This window comes from Polynucleobacter sp. KF022, assembly GCF_027924105.1.
Classification (GTDB): domain Bacteria; phylum Pseudomonadota; class Gammaproteobacteria; order Burkholderiales; family Burkholderiaceae; genus Polynucleobacter.
The window spans coordinates 1,019,627-1,041,611 of sequence record NZ_AP026972.1 but is presented as its reverse complement, the minus strand read 5'-3'; the positions used below and the strand labels follow the sequence as shown (position 1 = coordinate 1,041,611).

Here is a 21,985-nt window from a genome sequence, read left to right as displayed (position 1 = left end):
AGTTCTTAGGTCAAGGTTACTAGGTTCTTAGGAAGCTCAACTAAGCGCGTACCAGCCAATCGATCTGGCAGACTTTGTCGAAGTAATTTATTTTGACGGTCTAAATAAATACTCAATGGCCAAATAAATAGGGCTACCGCAAAGAGCATCTCGATAATTTGCCACTTCTCCAAATGAAATGCCCATTGCAATATCACGCAAGGAATTAACCATAGAGAGCCATAGATGTAACGCCAGAAGGCTTGTCGTTTGGTGAGGGTGTAACCACCGCGACCAATGATACGAACACGCCATGTTTGCATGGCAAGCGTCTGACCAGACTTGGTCCAATACCAAACAAAATAAATTCCTAAGACTGCATAGAGGTAAAGAAAAGTCAGCCAGCTAGGCAATGAAATGCCAAAAAGAATGCCTAACCCAAGGTTGGGTAATAAAAAAGTAAAAGCAATGACACCCAGTAAAACGAGCTGTTCATAGAGGCAGCATGAAACTCGACGCCAAAATTGAGGGGAGGGTAATGCGTTCAGTTCAGCTGGCGTCATATGAGCAAATCAATTGTTAGGCTGATTGCTTTCGGCATCAGGTATTGACTCTTCTGCTGGTAAGGCTAATGGTATGGGTGTGGTGGGAGTCGCTACCGCTGGAGCAGGTAGCGTAACGGTTGAAGAGATGGGATGTTGCTGAAGGGTTGGCGCACTGACAGCGGTTTGCCTTTTTTTGGTGACTGATTCAGCAAGCTTCTTTTTTTGCTCATCACTAAGCTTTTGGTAAGCGCTCCATGCCTCTGCTTTTTTCTCGGCCGGAAACTTCAAGCTAGCAAGATAATTTTCACGCGCAATACGTCGCTCCTTCTGGGAGAGATTAGACCAGCTAGCCATGCGAGACTGAAGACGTTCTTGATCTTGAGCACTCATTTTTGGGTAGATATTTGCAATATACGTCCATCTTTTACGGCTTTCGGGAAGCATGTAATCCCAATCGCTTTCAAGTGGCGCAAGTATTTTCTGTTGAGCCGGCTTTAAGCCTTCCCATGTGCCGTCAGGCTTTTTTTCAGGGAGGGCTGCAACTTTGCCGGGTGGACTATTGGGTTGAGCTTGCGCAAGTACATAACTCACTGGAGTGACCAGCAAGGCGACTATTAGCGCAAGGTTGCCAACCGCATTCGTTCTCATTATTGATGACGTCAAATGAGTCAGGATTATTTGCTTTGGATAGAGTCTGATGAGTTATCTGACTCAGATAAAGGACCATTTTTAAGAAACGCCATAAAGCCACTGTCAGCATAGGCATCTGGTGGAACGTCATCGGATAACAAAGCGGCATCAACTTCGGCGATGTCATTAATGCGGGAGTCATCTTGCCACTGGGCAATACCAATCAGACCAAACACTAAAACCACGAGGGGGGCCATCCAACCTACGGTATCCCAAACCCCATTGGATCCAGAAGTCCAGTTCCGAGAGGTGCCAGCCAACACCTGTTTCTGAATACGTACTTTTTCTGGTTTTTTGACGGATAGAGCCTTCATTCGCGCTGAATACAGGCGATCCTTAATACTCTGCGGAATGTTCTGAGTGCTTTGACGAAGCAGGGCAGCGCTAGCCTGGCCAAATTGGTCGACTTCAGTCTGGGTAAATTGGTCATCAAAGTGTTTCACAGCGTAATTCCTTTTAATTTCAATGCTTTAGCTAATGTCTGGGTGGCCCTAGAACAGTGGGTTTTGACGCTACCTTCACTACAATGCATTGCCAGTGCCGTCTCAGTAATACTTAGCTCATCCCAATAACGCATCAGGAAGGCTTCTCGTTGACGTACAGGCAATTTAGATATTTCTGACTCCAGAGCCTGTAACAGCTGACTATTTTCAAGCTTTTGAGCCCCATCTTGGTGAATTTCACTGTCATCGGGAGCTGATAGGGACTCCAGGGGGTCAAAATCATCGCTTTCATCGGCTTTTTTGCCCATATTGGAAAAAAGGGTGACCCAGGTATTTCTTACCTTTTGCCTTCTAAACCAATCATGAATGCGATTTTGCAAAATTCTGGTGAAAACCAGGGGTAGCTCTGCAGCAGGTCTATCCCCATATTTTTCGGCCAACTTGATCATGGCATCTTGAACGATATCTAACGCAGCATCGTCGTCACGCACAGCGTAGACCGCCTGCTTAAAGGCGCGCTGCTCAACACTGCTCAGAAAGTCAGATAGTTCTTTGGCTGATGCCATGCAATGGATTAGACCTAAATCTGTAAGAATTCAGCCATTTTAGGGGATTGCTATAGAATAAAGGGCTTACTACCTAGAATCTCATTCAAGAAGTGGTTTTTTCCGGTAGCAGCGCCGTTCGAACTCAGGCCATAAGCAGGAGACAGAACAGACCAATCAATTTTTTGCCGAAAATTGCAAAGGACGAAAGAAAATGAATACAAGCAGCGCCGAATTTTTAGCTAGCAAAGCTAACAAAGACTCAACAAATACAAATAATGATGCAGCGCCTCCAGAAATGATTGGCGCAGAGATGCTCGTTCATGCATTGCACAAAGAGGGTGTTGAATACGTATGGGGTTACCCAGGCGGTTCCGTTCTCTTCATTTATGACGAAATTTTTAAGCAAGACAAGTTTGAGCACATTCTTGTTCGCCATGAGCAAGCGGCGGTTCATGCGGCCGATGGCTATGCGCGCGCAACCGGTAAGGTTGGTGTAGCGCTGGTCACTTCAGGTCCCGGTGTAACCAATGCGGTGACTGGTATTGCTACTGCGTATACCGATTCAATCCCTATGGTGATCATCAGCGGTAACGTGCCTACATATGCAATTGGTGAAGATGCTTTCCAAGAAGCAGACACCGTAGGTATTACTCGTCCAGTTGTTAAGCACAACTTCTTAGTGAAAGACGTGAAGGATCTTCCTTTGGTCTTGAAGAAGGCTTTCCATATTGCGCAGACTGGCCGTCCAGGCCCAGTGTTGATTGATATCCCTAAGGATGTCTCAGCGGCTAAAGGCCCGTTCGTTTATCCAGAAACACTGGAGATGCGCTCTTACAACCCCGTTATCAAGGGTCATAGCGGCCAGATTCGCAAAGCAGTTGCTTTGTTGCAAGAGGCAGAGCGTCCATACATCTACACCGGTGGTGGCGTGATCCTGTCCGATGCTGCTGCTGAGTTAAAAGAGTTCGCTGATCTTTTGGGCTATCCAGTGACCAATACCTTGATGGGCTTGGGTGGATTCCCTGGCACCAGCCCACAGTTTGTGGGCATGCTCGGTATGCATGGAACATATGAAGCAAACATGGCAATGCAACATAGCGATGTATTGATTGCCATTGGTGCGCGCTTTGATGACCGCGTGATTGGAAATACATCACACTTTGCTAGCCATCCACGCAAAATCATTCATATTGATATCGATCCTTCCGTGATTTCTAAGCGCGTTAAGGTGGATGTTCCTATTGTTGGCAATCTCAAAGAAGTATTAGTTGAGATGACTGCGCAAATTAAGGCAGCAGGTCCACGCAAGAATGGTGACAAAGTTGCCGCCTGGTGGGATCAGATCAATGAGTGGCGTAAAAAAGATTGCTTGAAATACGACGAAGCTTCCCAGATTGTGAAGCCGCAATACGTTGTTCAGAAATTATGGGAGCTCACCGGTGGCGATGCATTCATTACATCTGACGTAGGTCAGCATCAAATGTGGGCTGCTCAGTTCTATAAGTTTGATAAACCACGGCGTTGGATTAACTCTGGTGGATTAGGAACTATGGGCGTGGGCTTGCCATACGCTATGGGCATCAAGAAGGCTTTCCCTGATAAGGATGTATTTGCTATTACTGGCGAAGGCTCTATTCAGATGTGTATCCAGGAGCTATCAACCTGTAAGCAATACAACACCCCGGTCAAGATCGTATCACTGAACAACCGTTATCTCGGCATGGTTCGTCAATGGCAAGAACTGACTTATAACAAGCGTTATTCCAGCTCTTATATGGATTCATTACCTGACTTTGTGAAGTTGGCTGAGGCCTATGGGCACGTTGGTATGCGCATCGAAAAGAAATCCGATGTAGAGGGCGCGCTCAAAGAAGCCATTCGCTTAAAAGATCGCACTGTATTTATGGATTTCCAGACTGACCCAGAAGAAAACGTTTGGCCTATGGTTCAAGCAGGTAAGGGTATTACTGAAATGCTTTTGGGTAGTGAGGATCTCTAATGCGCCATATTATTTCTGTACTGATTGAGAACGAGCCGGGCGCATTGTCACGCGTTGTAGGTCTTTTTTCTGCGCGCGGTTACAACATTGATACTTTAAGTGTGGCGCCAACTGAAGATCCATCTTTGTCCCGTATGACTATCGTTACCTTTGGTTCCGACGATGTCATTGAGCAAATCACTAAACACTTAAACCGCTTGGTTGAGGTTGTTAAGGTATTTGATTTGAGTGAAGGTCCTCATATTGAGCGCGAGCTCATGATGATCAAGGTGCGCGCTGTAGGTAAAGAGCGTGAAGAGCTTAAGCGTACAACCGATATCTTCCGTGGTCGCATTATTGATGTGACAGACAAGAGTTACACCATTGAGTTAACGGGTGATGGTGCCAAGTTGGATGCCTTTATTGATTCGATCGATCGCGCATCGATTTTGGAAACTGTCCGCTCTGGCGGTTCCGGAATTGGTCGCGGAGAACGCATCCTCAAGGTTTAATTTTTTAACTAATTACTGCATTAATTACATTTTCAATACAAGGAAAGAGCATGAAAGTTTTTTACGATAAAGACGCTGATTTGTCCCTTATTAAGGGCAAGAAAGTCACCATCATTGGTTATGGTTCACAAGGTCACGCGCACGCATTGAACCTCAAAGATTCTGGCGTTAACGTTACCGTTGGTTTGCGTAAAGATGGCGCTTCCTGGAGCAAAGCCGCAAATGCTGGCTTGACAGTAAAAGAAGTTGGCGAAGCTGTTAAAGACGCAGACGTAGTTATGATGTTGTTGCCTGATGAGCAAATCGCTGATGTTTACAACAAGGAAGTTCACGGCAATATCAAGCAGGGCGCTGCCCTTGCTTTTGCTCACGGCTTTAACGTTCACTACGGTCAAGTTCAGCCACGTGCTGATTTGGATGTCATCATGATCGCTCCGAAAGCGCCTGGTCACACTGTTCGTGGCACATACGCACAAGGTGGCGGTGTTCCTCATTTGATCGCCGTTTACCAAGATAAATCTGGTTCAGCGCGCGATGTTGCTTTGTCATATGCAACTGCTAACGGCGGTGGCCGTGCTGGCATCATCGAAACCAACTTCCGCGAAGAAACTGAAACTGACTTGTTCGGTGAACAGGCTGTTCTTTGTGGTGGCGCTGTTGAGTTGATCAAGGCTGGTTTTGAAACTTTGGTTGAGGCTGGTTACGCTCCTGAGATGGCTTACTTCGAGTGCTTGCATGAGCTCAAGTTGATCGTTGACTTGATCTACGAAGGTGGTATCGCCAACATGAACTATTCAATCTCTAATAATGCTGAGTACGGTGAGTATGTCACTGGCCCACGCGTTGTTACAGAAGACACTAAGAATGCAATGCGTCAGTGCTTGAAAGATATTCAAACTGGTGAGTACGCAAAGAGCTTCATCTTGGAAAACAAAGCAGGTGCGCCTACTTTGATTTCACGTCGTCGTTTGAATGCAGAGCATGACATCGAAGTGGTTGGCGCTAAATTGCGCGCTATGATGCCTTGGATTGCGAAGAACAAATTGGTTGACCAAACTAAGAACTAAGCTAAAAAGCAAAGCAATTAACCAATAGCAGTAAATAAAAAGGCTCAAAACAAAGATGATGTATCCGCACCCCATTATTGCGAAAGAAGGTTGGCCGTATTTAGCGTTAGTGGGGGCAGTGACTTTACTTGTTCACTATCTCGGTGGCATAGCGTGGTCATGGCCTCTGTGGATTATCTTTATCTTTGTTCTGCAGTTCTTCCGCGACCCACAACGTATTCCTGCAATGGGCCGCGATCTTGTTTTGTCCCCGGCTGATGGTCGCATTGTGGTGGTTGAAAAAACCAATGATCCTTATGCTGGTCGTGAAGCGCTGAAAATTAGCGTATTCATGAACGTATTCAATGTCCACTCTAATCGCAGCGCGGTGAATGGCTTGGTGAAGGAAGTGCAATATTTCCCTGGCAAGTTCGTCAATGCTGATTTAGATAAGGCGTCTACAGAGAATGAGCGTAATGCCGTAGTAATTGATGCCAATGGTCAAATCGTGACTTTGGTTCAGGTTGCCGGCTTAATTGCACGCCGTATTCTTTGTTATATACATGTTGGCGACCGCCTTAAAGCCGGTGAGCGCTATGGTTTTATTCGCTTTGGTTCGCGTGTTGATGTGTATTTACCTCTAACAGCCGAACCATTAGTGAGTGTTGGTGATAAAGTATTTGCAACAAATACCGCTTTGGCGCGTTTGCCTGGTTTAGATTGATTCGAAATATTATTCACTAGGATATTTTTTGACAACATTTCGCCGTCGTGGTCGCATAGACCGTAGCCGTCTCTCCCATAAACATACACCCATTTCCAACGAGGAATGGGCAGAGGAGTTGGGTGATGGAATTGATTACGAAGTAGAAGAGTTGCACCCTCAAAAGCCCCGCTTACGCAGCAAGGGGATTTACCTCCTACCAAACGCATTCACCACCGCAGCTTTGTTTTGCGGTTTCTTTGCTATTGTGAATGCGATGAACCATCAATTTGAGATGGCGGCAATCGCGATCTTTGCATCTTTAGTCTTGGATGGCATGGATGGCCGTGTAGCGCGTATGACTAATACTCAGAGTGCTTTTGGCGAGCAGTACGACTCTTTGGCAGATATGGTTTCCTTTGGTGTTGCACCTGCATTGGTTGCATATGAGTGGGCCTTAAAAGATTTGGGTAAATGGGGCTGGTTGGCTGCATTTACATACTGCGCTGGCGCTGCTTTACGTTTAGCGCGTTTTAATGTGAACACAGGCGTCGTGGATAAGAAGTTTTTCCAAGGTTTGCCAAGCCCAGCAGCTGGGGCTTTAATGGCCGGCTTTATCTGGTTGGCTGATGACAACAAGATTCCGGTGCGTGACACTGCGATTCCTTGGGTAACTTTCTTCATTGCGGTCTATGCCGGTTTAACGATGGTTTCCAATGCCCGTTTTTATAGTGGCAAAGCCTTAGACGTTCGCTACCGCGTGCCTTTTGGTGTGATGGTTTTGATGATTTTGACCTTTGTTCTAATCTCATCTAACCCGCCATTAACCCTATTTGGTTTGTTTGTGGTGTATTCCATATCCGGCTATGTGATTTGGGCCTGGGAACGACTCAGTGGAAAGCGTTTTAGCTAATTCCATCATTTTGGGGTATAGTAATTCCATGACTACGAATTTCTCACTTTTATCTAGCCTTCTTCTGCTAGCACTAAGCCTAAAGCTTGGGGCGGGTAAGGCCTGAGTTAATGAGATAAAAAAAATTCATTAGCCAACACATACCAGCCCCAGCAAATTGCTGGGGTTTTTGTTTTATAAGATTGAATTCATGAGTTCAGAAGTATTTAAAACCGGAGAGTAGTTATGAGCGACAAAGTAATCATTTTTGATACCACCTTGCGTGATGGCGAACAGTCACCTGGCGCATCAATGACTAAAGACGAAAAAGTACGGATTGCCCGTCAGTTAGAGCGTCTTAAGGTTGATGTAATCGAGGCTGGCTTTGCAGCAAGCTCTGAAGGTGATTTCCAGGCGATATCTGCTGTTGCTGCTGCCGTTAAGGACTCTATTGTGTGCTCTTTAGCCAGAGCAAATGATAAGGACATCACTCGTGCCGCTGACGCATTGCAAGCCGCCAATGCCAAACGAATTCATGCATTCTTGGCAACCAGCCCTCTGCATATGGCTGTGAAGTTGCGCATGTCTCCAGAAGAGGTATTGGAGCAAGCGAAACGTTCTATTCGTTTTGCACGTAATTTGGCTTCCGATATTGAATTCTCTGCTGAGGATGGCTATCGTTCAGAAATGGATTTCTTATGCAGAGTAGTTGAGGCGGTCATTAATGAAGGCGCATCAACAATCAATATTCCGGATACCGTAGGTTACGCAACTCCTGAGTTGTATGGAGAGTTTATTAAGACCTTGCGTACTCGAGTTCCAAACTCAGATAAAGCAGTGTGGTCTGTGCATTGCCATAACGACTTAGGTATGGCGGTGGCTAACTCTTTGGCTGGCGTCAAGATTGGTGGAGCTCGTCAAATCGAGTGCACGATTAACGGCTTGGGTGAACGTGCAGGCAATACTGCATTAGAAGAAATTGTGATGTCATTGCGCACTCGTAAAGACTATTTTGATATGGTTTGCGGTATTGATGCTACACAAATTGTCCCAGCATCTAAATTAGTTTCTCAAATTACCGGCTTTGTTGTGCAGCCTAATAAGGCGGTGGTTGGTGCAAATGCTTTTGCACATACTTCAGGCATCCATCAGGATGGCATCTTAAAAAACCGCGACACCTATGAAATTATGCGTGCGGAAGATGTGGGTTGGTCTGCAAATAAAATTGTTTTGGGTAAATTGTCGGGCCGCAATGCCTTTAAGCAACGCTTACAAGAATTGGGTATTACGGTTGAAGCTGAAGCTGATTTGAACGAAGCATTTACTCGTTTTAAATCATTGGCGGATCAGAAGTCAGAGATTTTTGACGAAGATATTATTGCCATTATGTCTGATTCTTCTGCGGCAGAAGAGGGCGAGCATTACAAATTTATTTCATTGAGCCAACACTCTGAAACTGGTGAGCGTCCTAAGTCACGTGTGACTTTCCGCATGGGTGACAAAGAGATTAGCTCGGAAGCAGAAGGTAACGGTCCAGTTGATGCTAGCTTGAATGCTATTGAAGGCATTGCTAAGAGTGGAGCAGAGCAGTTGCTTTATTCGGTTAATGCGATTACTTCAGGAACGCAATCGCAAGGCGAAGTGACCGTGCGTTTAGCAAAAGGTGGCCGTATTGTGAATGGTGTTGGTACTGACCCTGACATCATTGCCGCTTCTGCGAAAGCGTATTTATCAGCCTTGAATAAATTGCATGATCCAAGCCAGGCTAAGCTCAATGCGCAGATGACGCCATAAACGTCATCATCAGATTACTTATTTAGGTCAGTATTTTTATAGTACTTCGTGCCCTTGCCGGTGATTTCAGCGGCAAGGCCGGAGTCAGTGAGTTGATACATTAAGACCCCAGGCGCAACAACCGTTGCATCCTGATAAGCGCCACCATCTTTTTCATACTTGGCGGCAGCAGTTACTTGACCACCAAAAGTCCAGCCTGAATTCACGAATTCATTCATGGCTGCATCATTTTGAAAAATGAAAATGTTCTGAAAGGACTTGATGCCGAGGCCTAGTCCTGCTTGGACCTCAGCCATATTCATATAAACCGGCTTTTTATCTTTGCTGATGACTACGCCGCTGCCCGTGCCGCCGCCGGCAATCAAAATTTTCATTCCAAAATTACTAAACGTCGCGTATCCAGCAGATTTCTCGATTAACTCTTTAGCTTTTGGCTCAACGGAATACAGCCGCTTTAGAGTTTGTTCGTTCTTAGTCAAAATGTCCTGTTGTTGCTGGGCAACCGTCTTGTCTGAAGCAAAGGGATTTGAAAACTGGGCAAAAACAGGGGTGTTCATGCAAAAAGCTAGGAAAAGGAGGGGGCTGAAAGCGCGGAAAATGGAGATCATTTTTGTAAGTTATTGATTAATATAGATATTTTATAATTAGAAGATTCATTTACCCCTAGAGAATAACAATATCTGTGGGGCAATTCTTTCTTTTGGGCTGCTGTCTGCTACAATTCGAGGGCTTTGATTTGTAAAGCTTTTTTTGTTTTATTTTGTTAAATACGCACGACACATATTGGGTGAAAGCTCACGTGTTCGCAAGTTAGGAGTATTAAAAATGGCAGTTGCTGATATTAAAACGGCGGAAATCGTCAAAGAAAACGCGCGCAGCGCAAACGATACGGGTAGCCCTGAAGTTCAAGTTTCATTGCTTACAGCCCGCATCAATGAATTAACCCCCCATTTCAAGGCTAACGCTAAAGATCATCACAGCCGTCGTGGTTTGTTGAAGATGGTTTCACGTCGCCGTCGCCTCTTGGATTACCTCAAAGGCAAAGATTTGGATCGCTATCGCGCATTGATTGAGAAATTAGGTCTCCGTAAGTAATTCTTATCGGTATGCAATGCCATCTTTCTTAGGGTTGTTTCTTCACAGAATCAGTCTTAAGCAGATGGCATGTTTTTTGGGCGCTTCAAGATTATTTGTGTAGGGGATTGTGTCATTCCAATGAGCTTCTGAAGAAGGTTCAGAGTCTCCCTGGAATGGCATCCCTTGTGATCTTAAATCGCTCCAGTGTTGTCGTGACACTGCTTTATCCCACGACAAGCGCAATGCTCATGTGAGTTTTGCGTGAACAATTTGGAGAAGATCAGAATGACTATGTTTAAAAAAGCAGTTAAAAGTTTTCAATGGGGCAATCATCAAGTCACTATGGAAACAGGCGAGATTGCTCGTCAATCCGGTGGTGCCGTTATCGTTAACGTAGACGACACAGTAGTAATGGGTACAGTTGTTGCCTCTAAGTCTGCAAAGCCAGGCCAGTCTTTTTTCCCATTGACTGTTGATTACCTAGAAAAAACTTACGCAGCAGGCAAGATCCCCGGTGGATTCTTCCGCCGCGAAGGTCGTCCATCTGAAGGCGAGACGTTGATCTCCCGTTTGATTGACCGCCCATTGCGTCCTTTATTCCCAGAAGGTTTCTTGAACGAAGTTCAGGTTGTGGTGCACGTGTTGTCGATCAACCCAGACGTTCCTGCTGATATTCCTGCTTTGATCGCTGCATCTGCAGCCTTAGCTGTTTCAGGCATCCCATTTGCCGGCCCAGTTGGTGCAGCACGTGTTGGTTATGCAAATGGCCAATACCTCTTGAATCCGACACGTACAGAACAAGCTACTAGCGAACTCGATTTAATCGTTGCTGGTACACAGGCAGCTGTATTGATGGTTGAGTCTGAAGCAAATCAATTATCTGAAGAAGTGATGTTGGGCGCAGTTGTATATGGTCATGACCAAATGCAAACAGCGATCAACGCTATTAATGATTTAGTACGTGAAGCTGGCAAACCTGAGTGGGATTGGACTGCAGCTCCTAAAGATGAGCCATTCATCGCTAAGGTAACTGCATTGGCTGAAGCGCCATTGCGTGAGGCTTATCAGATTCGTCAAAAAGGCGCTCGTTCAGACAAGCTCAAAGAAATTTCTAAAGAAGTAATGGCTAAGTTATCCGAAGAGGGTGATGTTGATGCTGTTGCTGTGAGCGACATCATGTTTGAAATCGAAGCGAAGATTGTTCGTAGCCAGATTTTGAATGGTGAGCCACGTATCGATGGTCGTGATACACGTACAGTTCGTCCGATTGAAATTCGTAACGGCGTATTGCCACGTACACACGGTTCAGCATTGTTTACTCGTGGTGAAACTCAAGCATTGGTTGTTGCAACATTGGGTACTGCACGTGACGAGCAAATTATTGATGCGCTCGAAGGTGAATACCGCGATCGTTTCATGTTCCACTACAACATGCCTCCGTTTGCTACTGGCGAAACAGGTCGCGTAGGTAGCCCTAAGCGTCGTGAAATTGGTCACGGTCGTTTGGCTAAACGTGCATTGATTCCAGTATTGCCAAGTGCAGAAGATTTTGCATACAGCATTCGTGTGGTTTCAGAGATTACTGAGTCCAATGGCTCATCTTCAATGGCTTCTGTTTGCGGTGGCTGTTTAGCAATGATGGACGCTGGTGTTCCAGTTAAAGCGCACGTTGCTGGCGTAGCAATGGGCTTGATCCTTGATGGCAATCGTTTTGCTGTGTTGACAGACATCTTGGGTGACGAAGATCACTTAGGTGATATGGACTTTAAAGTTGCTGGTACAGCGAATGGTATTACTGCTTTGCAGATGGACATCAAAGTACAAGGTATCACTAAAGAAATTATGCAAGTAGCTTTGGCGCAAGCTAAAGAAGGCCGCTTGCACATCTTGAGCAAAATGCAAGAAGCGATGGGTTCAGTTCGTACAGAATTATCCGCACATGCTCCACGTATGGTTTCTTTCAAGATTCATCCAGACAAGATTCGTGAAGTAATCGGTAAAGGCGGCGCAACAATTCAAGCGTTGACTAAAGAAACTGGTTGCAGCATCGACATTAAAGATGACGGCACTGTAACTATTGCTTCTACATCTGCTGAAGGCATGGCAGAAGCAAAAGCACGCATTGAAGGCATTACTGCTGAAGCAGAAGTAGGCAAGATCTACGAAGGTCCAGTTGTGAAATTGCTTGAATTCGGCGCTTTGGTCAATATTCTTCCAGGCAAAGACGGCCTTTTGCACATCTCTGAAATCTCAAATGAGCGCGTAAAAGAAGTGAAGGACTATTTGGCTGAAGGTCAAATTGTTCGCGTGAAATTATTGGCTGCTGATGAGCGTGGCCGTTTACGTTTGTCATTGAAAGCTGCGATGGCTGATGAAGGTGGCACGATTGCTCCTTTAGCTGGCGCAACTGAAGCAGTGGCTGAAGTTGCTCCTGCATCTGGCGAGTCTGCTTAATTACATTAGCTAGTAGGAATATCTATGCGCGTAATTGAAATCAAAGAATTTGGTGCGCCAGAAATGTTGGTGCCAACCAATCGCCCTGATCCAGTAGCTCCGGCTGCTGGAACTGGTGAAATTTTGATCAAAGTTTTAGCTGCTGGAATTAATCGTCCAGACGTTTTACAACGCAAAGGGCATTACCCAGTTCCAGCAGGTGCATCTGATATTCCCGGTCTTGAAGTTGCAGGTGAGATTGTCGGTGGTGATTTATCTCACTCTGACAATGTATTTGGATTAAAGCTTGGCGATAAGGTGTGTGCATTAGTTCAAGGTGGTGGCTATGCAGAACTATGTACCGCACCTGTTGCTCAGTGCCTGCCATATCCTAAAGGTTTTAGCGACCAAGAGGCAGCAGCTTTACCTGAAACGTTCTACACCGTTTGGAGCAATGTCTTCATGCGTGGTGAATTAGCTGAAGGCGAAACTTTGCTGGTTCAAGGCGGCTCTAGCGGCATTGGTGTTACTGCGATCTTGATTGCAAAAGCCTTGGGGCACAAAGTATTTGTAACGGCCGGTACTGATGAAAAGTGTGCTGCTTGCGTGGCTTTAGGTGCTGATCTTGCCATCAATTACAAGACACAAGACTTTGTTGAGGAAGTCAAAAAAGCTACAGATGGCAAGGGTGTAAACGTCATTCTGGATATGGTTACCGGCGCTTACGTGCAAAAAGAAATCGATTGCCTGGCTGATGATGGCCGCATCGTGATCATTGCCATCCAGGGTGGCTCTAAAGCTGAAGTGAGTACCAATCAGATTTTGCGTCGACGCTTGACTATTACTGGTTCAACATTGCGTCCGCGCCCCGTTTCTTTTAAGAAGCAAATTACCAAGCAGCTCTTTGAACATGTTTGGCCTTTGCTGAATGCGGGCAAACTCAAGCCCGTTATTTATAAGACATTTACGCTAGATCAGGCTGCTGATGCTCATGCATTGATGGAGTCGTCTGAGCACGTTGGCAAAATCGTTTTAACTGTCTAGAAAATTCAATACCCATATGCGACCACTCATCGTTATCGGCAATTGGAAAATGAATGGCAGTCTTGCAAGTAATCAAGACTGGGTCAAGATCGTTGCTCGTGGCATGGAGAGTGGTATGCCCTCAGGTCGTAAATATGCCGTATGTCCACCATTTCCATATTTGCCTCAATGTGCTGAGTTAATTAAAGCGCATTCTCTAGCGTTTTTGAGCTTAGGAGCGCAAGATGCATCTGCTTACAGTTCTGGCGCATATACCGGTGAGGTATCCGCGCCAATGCTCAAAGAAGTTGGCTGTACTTACGTCATTGTTGGTCACTCTGAACGTCGTCAATTGCATCAAGAGGTTGATGAGGTAGTTGCTGCTAAAGCGCTTCAAGTTCTGGATAACGGTATGACGCCAGTCATTTGTGTTGGTGAGACGGCGGATGAAAGAAATTCTGGTCGAGCAGAAGAGATTGTTTGCTCACAAGTTGCCAAGCAGGTTAGCGTTCTTCAAGATCGACTGGCTGACTGCCTGATTGCTTATGAGCCAGTTTGGGCAATTGGTACCGGTAAGGTTGCTAGCGCTCAGGTAGCGCAGGATATGCATCACGCTATTCGTCAGCAGTTAGCTGAATTTAATGAGGACGTCGCTTCGCATGTAGGAATTTTGTATGGCGGTAGTGTCAAACCTGACAATGCCGTTGAATTGTTTGCCATGCCGGATATTGATGGTGGATTGGTTGGGGGTGCTTCACTGAATCCTCAGGACTTTCTAGCCATCTGTCAGGCATAGATTTTTTATTTGGAGATAAGCTGTGGAATGGTTTAAGACTTTATTGATCGTATTGCAGGTAATCTCAGCTTTGGCTGTGATTCTCTTGGTTCTGTTGCAGCAGGGCAAAGGCGCCGATATGGGTGCAGCCTTTGGTTCTGGCTCTTCTGGCAGCCTCTTTGGCGCTAGTGGCTCAGCCAACTTCCTTTCTCATGCGACAGCTATTTTTGCTGCTGTTTTCTTTATCAGCACCCTGGGTATTACCTGGATTGGCAATAAGAAAGAAGTGAGCCCCGGCGTTCTTTCTGGAACAGTAGCCCCAGTAGTGGCTCCAGCTGCTCCTGTTGCTCCAGTTCAAGACCCAAGTAAGCCAGCAGTTCCTAAGTAAAAAAGTAGGTTTTTACGTATTTAAATGCCCAAAAAATGGGGTAGTGCAGTGGTGCAATGCAGTAGAATTGATGGGTTTTGCAAGATGCCGACGTGGTGAAATTGGTAGACACGCTATCTTGAGGGGGTAGTGGCTTAGGCTGTGCGAGTTCGAGTCTCGCCGTCGGCACCAAAAACGAGTATTGATAAGGGTTTTTGCTCTAAATCAACACTTTATGTAGTGGAATAATTAATAATTTGCTGCTTTTAGGATTTACTAGACAAACGAATCAGGGCTATTTTGAATCTCGCTAATTACTTTCCTGTTCTGCTTTTTATCCTCGTAGGTATTGGGGTGGGATTAGTCCCCATGTTCCTCGGAAAAATTTTGGCTCCTTCGAAGCCTGACGCTGAAAAACTCTCTCCATATGAGTGCGGTTTTGAAGCATTCGAAGATGCGCGTATGAAGTTCGACGTGCGCTACTACTTAATCGCCATTCTCTTCATCCTGTTTGACTTAGAAACCGCATTCCTATTCCCATGGGGTGTAGCTCTACGTGATATTGGATGGCTTGGCTACGCCTCTATGGTGATTTTCTTATTGGAATTCATTGTGGGATTCGTATATATCTGGAAAAAGGGCGCTCTCGACTGGGAGTGATAGATATGGCATTAGAAGGCGTTCTCAAAGAAGGTTTTGTTACCACTACAGCAGACCAGTTGATTAACTGGACTCGTAATGGTTCTTTATGGCCCATGACTTTCGGTCTTGCCTGCTGCGCGGTAGAAATGATGCATGCTGGCGCATCTCGTTATGACTTAGACCGTTTTGGCGTGGTATTTCGCCCATCACCACGTCAATCAGATTTAATGATTGTGGCCGGTACTTTATGTAACAAGATGGCTCCAGCTTTGCGTAAGGTTTACGACCAAATGCCTGAACCACGTTGGGTAATCTCAATGGGATCTTGTGCGAATGGCGGTGGCTACTACCACAACTCGTATTCAGTTGTTCGCGGTTGTGACCGTATCGTGCCAGTTGATATTTATGTTCCTGGTTGCCCTCCAACTGCGGAAGCATTGATCTATGGAATTATTCAGCTGCAATCCAAGATCGCACGTACCAGCACGATTGCGCGGAAGGCTTAAATCATGTCAGACCGTTTAAATCAATTAGCCGCCAATTTAGAAAAAGTTTTAGGTAAGCGCGTTCAATCAATTGAGATTGCATTAGGTGAAGTTACTGTTGTTGTTAACGAAGATACCTATTTTGAATCCGCCATGTTGTTGCGTGATGATCCATCTCTTGCCTTTGAGCAATTGATTGATTTGTGTGGCGTGGATTATCAAGACTTCCGTGAGGGTGCGTGGGGCGGTCAGCGCTTTGGTGTTGTAAGCCACTTATTATCTTTGGAGCATAACTGGCGCTTACGTTTGCGTGTGTTTGCACCAGACGATAGCTATCCAATGGTAGCCTCAGTTACTTCAGTATGGAATTCCGCCAACTGGTTTGAACGTGAGGCGTTCGATCTCTACGGTATTTTGTTTGATGGTCATGACGACTTACGTCGCATCTTGACTGACTATGGTTTTATTGGCCATCCATTTAGAAAAGATTTCCCAATTAGCGGTAATGTAGAAATGCGCTATGACCCAGAGCTAAAGCGTGTTGTTTACCAGCCTGTCACGATTGAGGCTCGCGAAATTACCCCACGCATTGTTCGTGAAGAGCAATACGGAGGTCCGGTTTAAGTTATGGCACAAATTAAGAACTACACCCTCAATTTCGGTCCTCAACATCCGGCAGCACACGGCGTATTGCGTTTAGTGCTTGAGCTTGATGGTGAAGTAATCCAACGCGCCGATCCCCATATTGGCTTATTGCATCGCGCTACAGAAAAATTAGCTGAGACGCGTACTTGGATTCAAAACGTTCCTTACATGGATCGCTTGGATTACGTTTCGATGATGTCCAATGAGCATGCCTATGTCATGGCCATTGAAAAGTTATTGCAAGTAGATGTTCCTTTGCGTGCTCAGTACATTCGTGTGATGTATGACGAGTTAACTCGCTTATTGAACCACTTACTTTGGATCGGTTGTCACGGTCTTGACGTTGGCGCGATGGCGGTATTCCTTTATGCTTTCCGTGATCGTGAAGATATCTTTGACATGTACGAAGCGGTTTCTGGTGCGCGTATGCACGCGGCTTACTACCGTCCGGGTGGGGTCTATCGTGATTTGCCAGATCAAATGGCTCAATACGATAAATCTAAGATTCGCAGCGCTTCCGCAGTAAAGCGGTTGAATGAAAACCGCAGCGGCACATTATTGGATTTCATTGAGCAATTTACCAATGGCTTTGATGCTAATGTTGATGAGTATTGCAACCTCCTTACAGATAACCGTATTTGGAAGCAACGCTTAGTGAACATCGGTATCGTAACGCCTGAGCGTGCATTGCAACTAGGCTTTACTGGCCCAATGTTGCGCGGCTCTGGTATCGAGTGGGATTTGCGTAAAAAGCAACCGTATGAAGTATATGATCGCCTCGACTTTGATATTCCAGTGGGCGTGAATGGCGATTCTTATGATCGTTATTTGGTGCGTATGGAAGAAATGCGTCAATCCAATCGCATCATCAAACAGTGCGTCGCTTGGTTAAAAGCAAATCCAGGTCCTGTCATGAGCGATAACCATAAGGTTTCTCCACCAAAGCGTGTGGATATGAAAACCAATATGGAAGAATTGATTCACCATTTCAAACTCTTTACTGAAGGTATCCACGTTCCTGATGGTGAGGCTTACTCTGCTGTTGAGCATCCAAAAGGTGAGTTTGGTATTTACTTGATTTCAGATGGTGCCAATAAACCATACCGCATGAAGATTCGTGCACCAGGTTTCGTGCATTTATCTGCAATGGATGAGATGTCACGTGGCCATATGTTGGCTGATGCGGTAACCATCATCGGTACCCAAGATATCGTGTTCGGGGAGATTGACCGCTAATTAGCGCGCCAAGGATTACTTAATGACTACTACCCTTCAACTATCCGATAAAACAATGGCTGATATTCGTCGCAATATCGCCAAGTATCCGCCAGAGCACAAACAATCTGCTGTGATGGCTTGTTTGATTGCCGCCCAAACTGAAGTGGGTTGGGTTTCGCCCGAAGTGATCGAGACTGTTGCACAAATTCTAGAGATGCCAAGCATTGCAGTTGATGAAGTGGCGACTTTCTACAACATGTACAACACCAAAAAGATTGGTAAATACAAATTAGTGATTTGCACAAATTTGCCTTGCCAATTAACACACGGTGAAACAGCAGCGACATACCTCAAAGAAACACTCGGTATCGGCTATAACGAAACTACTCCATGCGGAACCTTTACCTTGAAAGAGGGCGAGTGCATGGGTGCATGTGGCGATTCACCAGTCATGCTCGTGAATGACAAACGCATGTGCAGCTTCATGAGTAAAGAAAAGATTGATGCATTATTAAATGAATTGCGTGCAGAAGGGAAAGCAGCATGACCAGCTTGCACGATCGCCATATCAAGCCCTTGATCCTAGCTGGATTAAATGGTGATAACTGGCGTTTAAAAGATTACGAAAGCCGTGGCGGCTATCAGCAATTACGTCGTTTAATCAACGATAAAGTTGCACCAGATGCCATCATTGCTGAATTAAAAGCTTCATCACTGCGTGGACGTGGTGGTGCGGGCTTCCCAACGGGTTTGAAGTGGAGCTTTATGCCACGTCAATTCCCAGGACAAAAATATTTAGTTTGTAATAGCGACGAAGGCGAGCCTGGTACTTTTAAAGACCGCGACATCATGCGCTACAACCCGCATGCTTTGATTGAAGGCATGATTATTGGTGCGTACACCATGGGTATTACAACTGGCTACAACTATATCCATGGCGAGATCTGGGAAGTATATTTACGCTTTGAGGAAGCTTTGGAAGAAGCGCGCGCTGCAGGTTATTTAGGCGACAAAATTTTAGGTAGCGATTTTTCTTTCCAATTACATGCCTCTCCAGGTTGGGGTGCTTATATTTGTGGCGAAGAAACTGCTCTGCTTGAGTCATTAGAGGGCAAAAAAGGTCAGCCTCGCTTCAAGCCTCCTTTCCCTGCCAGTTTTGGTTTGTATGGCAAACCTACGACAATTAATAACACCGAAACATTTGCTGCTGTGCCATTCATTTTGGCAATTGGTGGTCAAGCCTACTTGGATCTCGGCAAGCCAAATAACGGTGGAACCAAAATCTTCTCCATCTCCGGCGACGTAGTACATCCGGGTAACTATGAGATTCCTTTAGGCACTCCATTTGCAGAGCTATTGAAGCTTGCTGGCGGTATGCGTGATGGCAAAGCATTGAAGGCTGTTATTCCTGGCGGTTCATCTTCTCCAGTTGTGCCTGGCGCGCAAATGATGGAGCTCACCATGGACTACGACAGCATTGCTAAAGCTGGTTCGATGTTGGGCTCTGGTGCCGTCATTGTGATGAATGAAACCCGATGCATGGTTCGTGCATTGGAGCGTTTGTCTTACTTCTATCACGAAGAGTCATGTGGTCAGTGCACCCCATGCCGTGAGGGTACTGGTTGGTTATGGCGCATTGTTCACCGTATTGAGCACGGTGAAGGCCGTCCAGAAGATTTGGATTTGCTCAATGACGTAGCAGCCAATATTCAGGGTCGTACGATTTGCGCTTTAGGTGATGCAGCGGCGATGCCGGTTCGCGGCATGTTGAAGCATTACATGGATGAGTTTGCGTATCACGTAGAGCATAAGCGCTGCTTAGATTCTGCGAAACCTTTATAAAGATTTAGAGCACGGGATATCTAAAAGTGAGCATGGTAGAAATCGAATTAGATGGTAAGGCCGTAGAAGTTCCGCAAGGTTCGATGGTGATGCACGCCGCGAATAAGCTCGGCACTTATGTTCCTCACTTCTGCTATCACAAGAAGTTATCAATTGCTGCTAACTGCCGTATGTGCTTAGTTGAAGTTGAAAAAGCACCAAAACCATTGCCAGCTTGTGCAACTCCTGTGACGCAGGGCATGAAGGTATTTACCCATTCTGCTAAAGCAGTAGAAGCTCAGCGCTCGGTAATGGAGTTCTTGCTGATTAATCACCCATTAGATTGCCCAATTTGCGATCAAGGTGGTGAGTGCCAGTTACAAGATTTAGCTGTAGGTTACGGTAAATCTAATTCTCGCTACGATGAAGAAAAGCGCGTTGTTTTCCATAAGAATGTTGGTCCACTAATCTCTATGCAGGAAATGACCCGTTGCATTCACTGCACACGTTGCGTTCGTTTCGGTCAAGAAGTAGCTGGTGTAATGGAATTGGGCATGGTGAATCGTGGTGAGCATTCAGAAATTACTACTTTCGTTGGCCAGACAGTCGATTCAGAACTTTCTGGAAACATGATTGATTTATGCCCAGTAGGTGCATTAACTAGCAAGCCATTCCGCTATGCAGCCCGTACGTGGGAATTGGGTCGCAAGCGTTCCGTAAGTCCTCATGACAGCTTGGGTGCGAACACTACCGTTCAAACTAAAGCCAATAAAGTGATGCGTGTTGTTGCGCTGGAAAATGAAGCAATTAATGAATGTTGGATTAGCGATCGCGATCGCTTCTCTTATGAGGGTTTAAATAGCGCTGACCGAGTCACAACACCAATGGTGAAGCAGGGTGGTCAGTGGCTAGAAACAGATTGGCAGTCAGCACTTGATTACGTTGCACATTCTTTAAAGACAATCTCGGCTGAAAGTGGCCCTGAAGCGATTGGCGCTTTGGCTCACCCAATTTCTAGCTCAGAAGAATTGCACCTCTTGCAAAAGATGGTGCGCGGATTAGGTTCTCAACAAGTGGAGACTCGTTTACGTCAAACTGATGTGAAGTCTTCGGCACCTGCACCATGGCTCGGTATGCCTATTGCAAAGGTCAGTGAATTAGATCGCGTTTTAGTTATTGGTAGCTTCTTGCGTAAAGATCAGCCGGTGTTGGCTGCTCGTATTCGCACTGCTAGTAAGCGTGGTTTACAAGTTGCTCGTATTGATGCGGGTGGCGATGATTGGCTAATTCCAAGTAGCGGAATTGCTGCAGCTCCAAGCGCATGGTTAAGCGCCTTAAGTGAAGTGGCTCAGGCAGTCGCTAAGGCCAAATCAGTTAGCGCACCAGCTGGAACAGCTAACTCAGCAGTTTCTCCTGCGGCACAAAAAATTGCAGACAGTCTTTTTTCTGGTGAATCAGCAGCGGTACTCCTTGGTTCTGCTGCCATCGCTCATCAACATGCATCTGATTTGCATGTGCTGGCCCAATTTATTGCTGACCAAACTGGTGCAACTTTAGGTTTCTTGCCCGAGGGAGGCAATGCAGTAGGCGCTTCCTTAGTAAACGCTAACGGCGTCGGTGTCGAATCTGTCCTATCCGGCGATCGTCGCGCTGTGATATTGATGAATATCGAACCTGATGCGGACCTGCCAAATCCTGCTGCGGCACGCGCTGCTTTGGCTAAAGCAAATACAGTGATTGCATTGAGCGCATACAAGAGTGCAGACTTGCTAGAGGTGGCTGATGTCATTCTGCCAATCTCCCCATTCACAGAAACAGTTTCTACATTCGTAAACCTAGAGGGTAGAGCGCAAACGGTTCAACCTTCAGTGAAGCCATTAGGTGATTCTCGTCCAGCATGGAAAGTAATCCGTGTGCTTGGTGGTCTTTTGGGTCTCGATGGTTTCTTATTTAATCTTCCTGAGGAAGTTCTCGGAGAGGCATTGCCAGAAAACTATTGCACTCATTTAAGCAACAAGACTGCATGTAGTTCCATATCTAACGGAAATGTAGCTCCTGTGAATGGTCTTGAGCGTTTGGCGGATGTCAATATTTATGCTGGCGATCCAATTGTTCGCCGTTCATCTGCATTGCAACTTACTCGCGATGCAAAACGTGGCAATCAAGTGGGCTTAAATCAAAAAACATTCACTGAATTGGGTTTGAAAGAGGGTGATGCTGTGCGCGTTACTCAAGCTAACCAGTCAGTAGATATGCCAGCAACTTTAGAAGTAAATCTAGCGCCAGGTGCCGTCAGAATTTCTGCTGGAACTATGGCTAGTGCGAAATTGGGTTCTATGTTTGGCCCTGTAACTGTTAGTAAGGCATAA

At 45.8% G+C, this 21,985-nt stretch carries 23 protein-coding genes and 1 tRNA gene; 19 read left to right on the top strand and 5 right to left on the bottom strand.

Annotated features, from left to right (window positions below; all coding sequences use genetic code 11):
• Positions 1-5 precede the first annotated feature (5 nt).
• Genes PKF022_RS05430 through PKF022_RS05415 form a run of 4 tightly spaced genes read right to left on the bottom strand, consistent with a single transcriptional unit; the run spans position 6 to position 2,223 of the window.
• Positions 6-542, bottom strand: a complete 537-nt coding sequence (locus PKF022_RS05430) for an RDD family protein (RefSeq protein ID WP_281776111.1) — start codon at positions 540-542, stop codon at positions 6-8.
• 9 nt (positions 543-551) lie between these two features.
• Entirely contained in the window at positions 552-1,187 is a 636-nt protein-coding gene (locus tag PKF022_RS05425; protein ID WP_281776110.1) for a DUF3106 domain-containing protein, read from the bottom strand.
• 11 nt (positions 1,188-1,198) lie between these two features.
• Positions 1,199-1,657: a DUF3619 family protein gene (locus tag PKF022_RS05420; RefSeq protein WP_281776109.1), complete on the bottom strand. Its 459-nt coding sequence runs from the start codon at positions 1,655-1,657 to the stop codon at positions 1,199-1,201.
• A complete protein-coding gene (locus PKF022_RS05415; RefSeq protein ID WP_281776108.1) occupies positions 1,654-2,223 on the bottom strand; it encodes an RNA polymerase sigma factor in 570 nt (189 codons plus the stop codon). The genes PKF022_RS05420 and PKF022_RS05415 overlap by 4 nt, the downstream gene beginning before the upstream one ends.
• A 193-nt stretch (positions 2,224-2,416) precedes the next feature.
• Here PKF022_RS05415 and PKF022_RS05410 point away from each other — a divergent pair, with 193 nt between their 5' ends.
• From PKF022_RS05410 to PKF022_RS05385, 6 genes are all read left to right on the top strand, one after another.
• Positions 2,417-4,204 carry an acetolactate synthase 3 catalytic subunit gene (locus tag PKF022_RS05410; RefSeq protein WP_281776107.1) on the top strand — a complete coding sequence of 596 codons (1,788 nt, stop codon included), beginning with the start codon at positions 2,417-2,419 and terminating at the stop codon, positions 4,202-4,204.
• Entirely contained in the window at positions 4,204-4,695 is a 492-nt protein-coding gene (gene ilvN, locus PKF022_RS05405) for an acetolactate synthase small subunit (RefSeq protein ID WP_011902903.1), read from the top strand. The genes PKF022_RS05410 and ilvN overlap by 1 nt, the downstream gene beginning before the upstream one ends.
• Positions 4,696-4,745: 50 nt before the next feature.
• Positions 4,746-5,762, top strand: coding sequence for a ketol-acid reductoisomerase (gene ilvC, locus PKF022_RS05400; RefSeq protein WP_068323077.1), 1,017 nt, complete (start codon positions 4,746-4,748; stop codon positions 5,760-5,762).
• 55 nt (positions 5,763-5,817) lie between these two features.
• Positions 5,818-6,465 (top strand): phosphatidylserine decarboxylase, encoded by a 648-nt coding sequence (locus PKF022_RS05395; protein WP_216214978.1) that lies wholly within the window; start codon positions 5,818-5,820, stop codon positions 6,463-6,465.
• A 28-nt stretch (positions 6,466-6,493) separates the two neighbouring features.
• Positions 6,494-7,357, top strand: coding sequence for a CDP-diacylglycerol--serine O-phosphatidyltransferase (gene pssA, locus PKF022_RS05390; RefSeq protein ID WP_216232010.1), 864 nt, complete (start codon positions 6,494-6,496; stop codon positions 7,355-7,357).
• 225 nt (positions 7,358-7,582) lie between these two features.
• A complete protein-coding gene (locus PKF022_RS05385; RefSeq protein WP_281776106.1) occupies positions 7,583-9,130 on the top strand; it encodes a 2-isopropylmalate synthase in 1,548 nt (515 codons plus the stop codon).
• A gap of 14 nt (positions 9,131-9,144) precedes the next feature.
• Here the strand turns inward: PKF022_RS05385 and PKF022_RS05380 are convergent, their stop codons facing one another.
• Positions 9,145-9,687, bottom strand: a complete 543-nt coding sequence (locus PKF022_RS05380; RefSeq protein WP_281776105.1) for a YSC84-related protein — start codon at positions 9,685-9,687, stop codon at positions 9,145-9,147.
• A gap of 268 nt (positions 9,688-9,955) precedes the next feature.
• On the opposite strand from PKF022_RS05380, the gene rpsO reads away from it, so the two are divergent.
• The 13 genes from rpsO to nuoG all read left to right on the top strand — a co-directional run bounded on the left by rpsO (position 9,956) and on the right by nuoG (position 21,985).
• Entirely contained in the window at positions 9,956-10,225 is a 270-nt protein-coding gene (gene rpsO / locus PKF022_RS05375; protein WP_068323724.1) for a 30S ribosomal protein S15, read from the top strand.
• A gap of 267 nt (positions 10,226-10,492) precedes the next feature.
• A complete protein-coding gene (gene pnp / locus PKF022_RS05370; protein WP_281776104.1) occupies positions 10,493-12,661 on the top strand; it encodes a polyribonucleotide nucleotidyltransferase in 2,169 nt (722 codons plus the stop codon).
• Positions 12,662-12,685: 24 nt separating this feature from the next.
• Positions 12,686-13,684 carry an NAD(P)H-quinone oxidoreductase gene (locus tag PKF022_RS05365; protein WP_281776103.1) on the top strand — a complete coding sequence of 333 codons (999 nt, stop codon included), beginning with the start codon at positions 12,686-12,688 and terminating at the stop codon, positions 13,682-13,684.
• Positions 13,685-13,700: 16 nt separating this feature from the next.
• Positions 13,701-14,459, top strand: a complete 759-nt coding sequence (tpiA, locus tag PKF022_RS05360) for a triose-phosphate isomerase (RefSeq protein WP_281776102.1) — start codon at positions 13,701-13,703, stop codon at positions 14,457-14,459.
• A gap of 22 nt (positions 14,460-14,481) precedes the next feature.
• Complete coding sequence (gene secG, locus PKF022_RS05355; protein ID WP_216232016.1) at positions 14,482-14,826, top strand: preprotein translocase subunit SecG; 345 nt, start codon at positions 14,482-14,484, stop codon at positions 14,824-14,826.
• Positions 14,827-14,912: 86 nt separating this feature from the next.
• Positions 14,913-14,997: transfer RNA gene (locus tag PKF022_RS05350), tRNA-Leu, on the top strand.
• 108 nt (positions 14,998-15,105) lie between these two features.
• Complete coding sequence (locus PKF022_RS05345) at positions 15,106-15,465, top strand: NADH-quinone oxidoreductase subunit A (RefSeq protein ID WP_012357790.1); 360 nt, start codon at positions 15,106-15,108, stop codon at positions 15,463-15,465.
• 5 nt (positions 15,466-15,470) lie between these two features.
• Positions 15,471-15,953, top strand: a complete 483-nt coding sequence (locus PKF022_RS05340) for an NADH-quinone oxidoreductase subunit B (RefSeq protein WP_011902891.1) — start codon at positions 15,471-15,473, stop codon at positions 15,951-15,953.
• Between the two features lie 3 nt (positions 15,954-15,956).
• The gene (locus PKF022_RS05335; RefSeq protein ID WP_281776101.1) at positions 15,957-16,556 is read left to right on the top strand and encodes an NADH-quinone oxidoreductase subunit C; all 600 of its coding nucleotides are present in this window, start codon (positions 15,957-15,959) and stop codon (positions 16,554-16,556) included.
• A 3-nt stretch (positions 16,557-16,559) separates the two neighbouring features.
• The gene (locus PKF022_RS05330) at positions 16,560-17,813 is read left to right on the top strand and encodes an NADH-quinone oxidoreductase subunit D (protein WP_215350019.1); all 1,254 of its coding nucleotides are present in this window, start codon (positions 16,560-16,562) and stop codon (positions 17,811-17,813) included.
• Between the two features lie 22 nt (positions 17,814-17,835).
• A complete protein-coding gene (nuoE, locus tag PKF022_RS05325) occupies positions 17,836-18,342 on the top strand; it encodes an NADH-quinone oxidoreductase subunit NuoE (RefSeq protein ID WP_216232018.1) in 507 nt (168 codons plus the stop codon).
• Positions 18,339-19,637, top strand: a complete 1,299-nt coding sequence (gene nuoF / locus PKF022_RS05320; RefSeq protein ID WP_281776100.1) for an NADH-quinone oxidoreductase subunit NuoF — start codon at positions 18,339-18,341, stop codon at positions 19,635-19,637. The genes nuoE and nuoF overlap by 4 nt, the downstream gene beginning before the upstream one ends.
• Positions 19,638-19,669: 32 nt before the next feature.
• Positions 19,670-21,985 carry an NADH-quinone oxidoreductase subunit NuoG gene (nuoG, locus tag PKF022_RS05315; RefSeq protein WP_281776099.1) on the top strand — a complete coding sequence of 772 codons (2,316 nt, stop codon included), beginning with the start codon at positions 19,670-19,672 and terminating at the stop codon, positions 21,983-21,985.

Coding starts and splice junctions, on each gene's coding strand:
- PKF022_RS05430 (WP_281776111.1), bottom strand. CDS start 542: ATGACGCCAGCTGAACTGAACGCATTACCCTCCCCTCAATTTTGGCGT.
- PKF022_RS05415 (WP_281776108.1), bottom strand. CDS start 2,223: ATGGCATCAGCCAAAGAACTATCTGACTTTCTGAGCAGTGTTGAGCAG.
- PKF022_RS05410 (WP_281776107.1), top strand. CDS start 2,417: ATGAATACAAGCAGCGCCGAATTTTTAGCTAGCAAAGCTAACAAAGAC.
- ilvN (WP_011902903.1), top strand. CDS start 4,204: ATGCGCCATATTATTTCTGTACTGATTGAGAACGAGCCGGGCGCATTG.
- ilvC (WP_068323077.1), top strand. CDS start 4,746: ATGAAAGTTTTTTACGATAAAGACGCTGATTTGTCCCTTATTAAGGGC.
- PKF022_RS05395 (WP_216214978.1), top strand. CDS start 5,818: ATGATGTATCCGCACCCCATTATTGCGAAAGAAGGTTGGCCGTATTTA.
- PKF022_RS05385 (WP_281776106.1), top strand. CDS start 7,583: ATGAGCGACAAAGTAATCATTTTTGATACCACCTTGCGTGATGGCGAA.
- PKF022_RS05380 (WP_281776105.1), bottom strand. CDS start 9,687: ATGAACACCCCTGTTTTTGCCCAGTTTTCAAATCCCTTTGCTTCAGAC.
- rpsO (WP_068323724.1), top strand. CDS start 9,956: ATGGCAGTTGCTGATATTAAAACGGCGGAAATCGTCAAAGAAAACGCG.
- pnp (WP_281776104.1), top strand. CDS start 10,493: ATGACTATGTTTAAAAAAGCAGTTAAAAGTTTTCAATGGGGCAATCAT.
- PKF022_RS05365 (WP_281776103.1), top strand. CDS start 12,686: ATGCGCGTAATTGAAATCAAAGAATTTGGTGCGCCAGAAATGTTGGTG.
- tpiA (WP_281776102.1), top strand. CDS start 13,701: ATGCGACCACTCATCGTTATCGGCAATTGGAAAATGAATGGCAGTCTT.
- PKF022_RS05340 (WP_011902891.1), top strand. CDS start 15,471: ATGGCATTAGAAGGCGTTCTCAAAGAAGGTTTTGTTACCACTACAGCA.
- PKF022_RS05335 (WP_281776101.1), top strand. CDS start 15,957: ATGTCAGACCGTTTAAATCAATTAGCCGCCAATTTAGAAAAAGTTTTA.
- PKF022_RS05330 (WP_215350019.1), top strand. CDS start 16,560: ATGGCACAAATTAAGAACTACACCCTCAATTTCGGTCCTCAACATCCG.
- nuoE (WP_216232018.1), top strand. CDS start 17,836: ATGACTACTACCCTTCAACTATCCGATAAAACAATGGCTGATATTCGT.
- nuoF (WP_281776100.1), top strand. CDS start 18,339: ATGACCAGCTTGCACGATCGCCATATCAAGCCCTTGATCCTAGCTGGA.
- nuoG (WP_281776099.1), top strand. CDS start 19,670: ATGGTAGAAATCGAATTAGATGGTAAGGCCGTAGAAGTTCCGCAAGGT.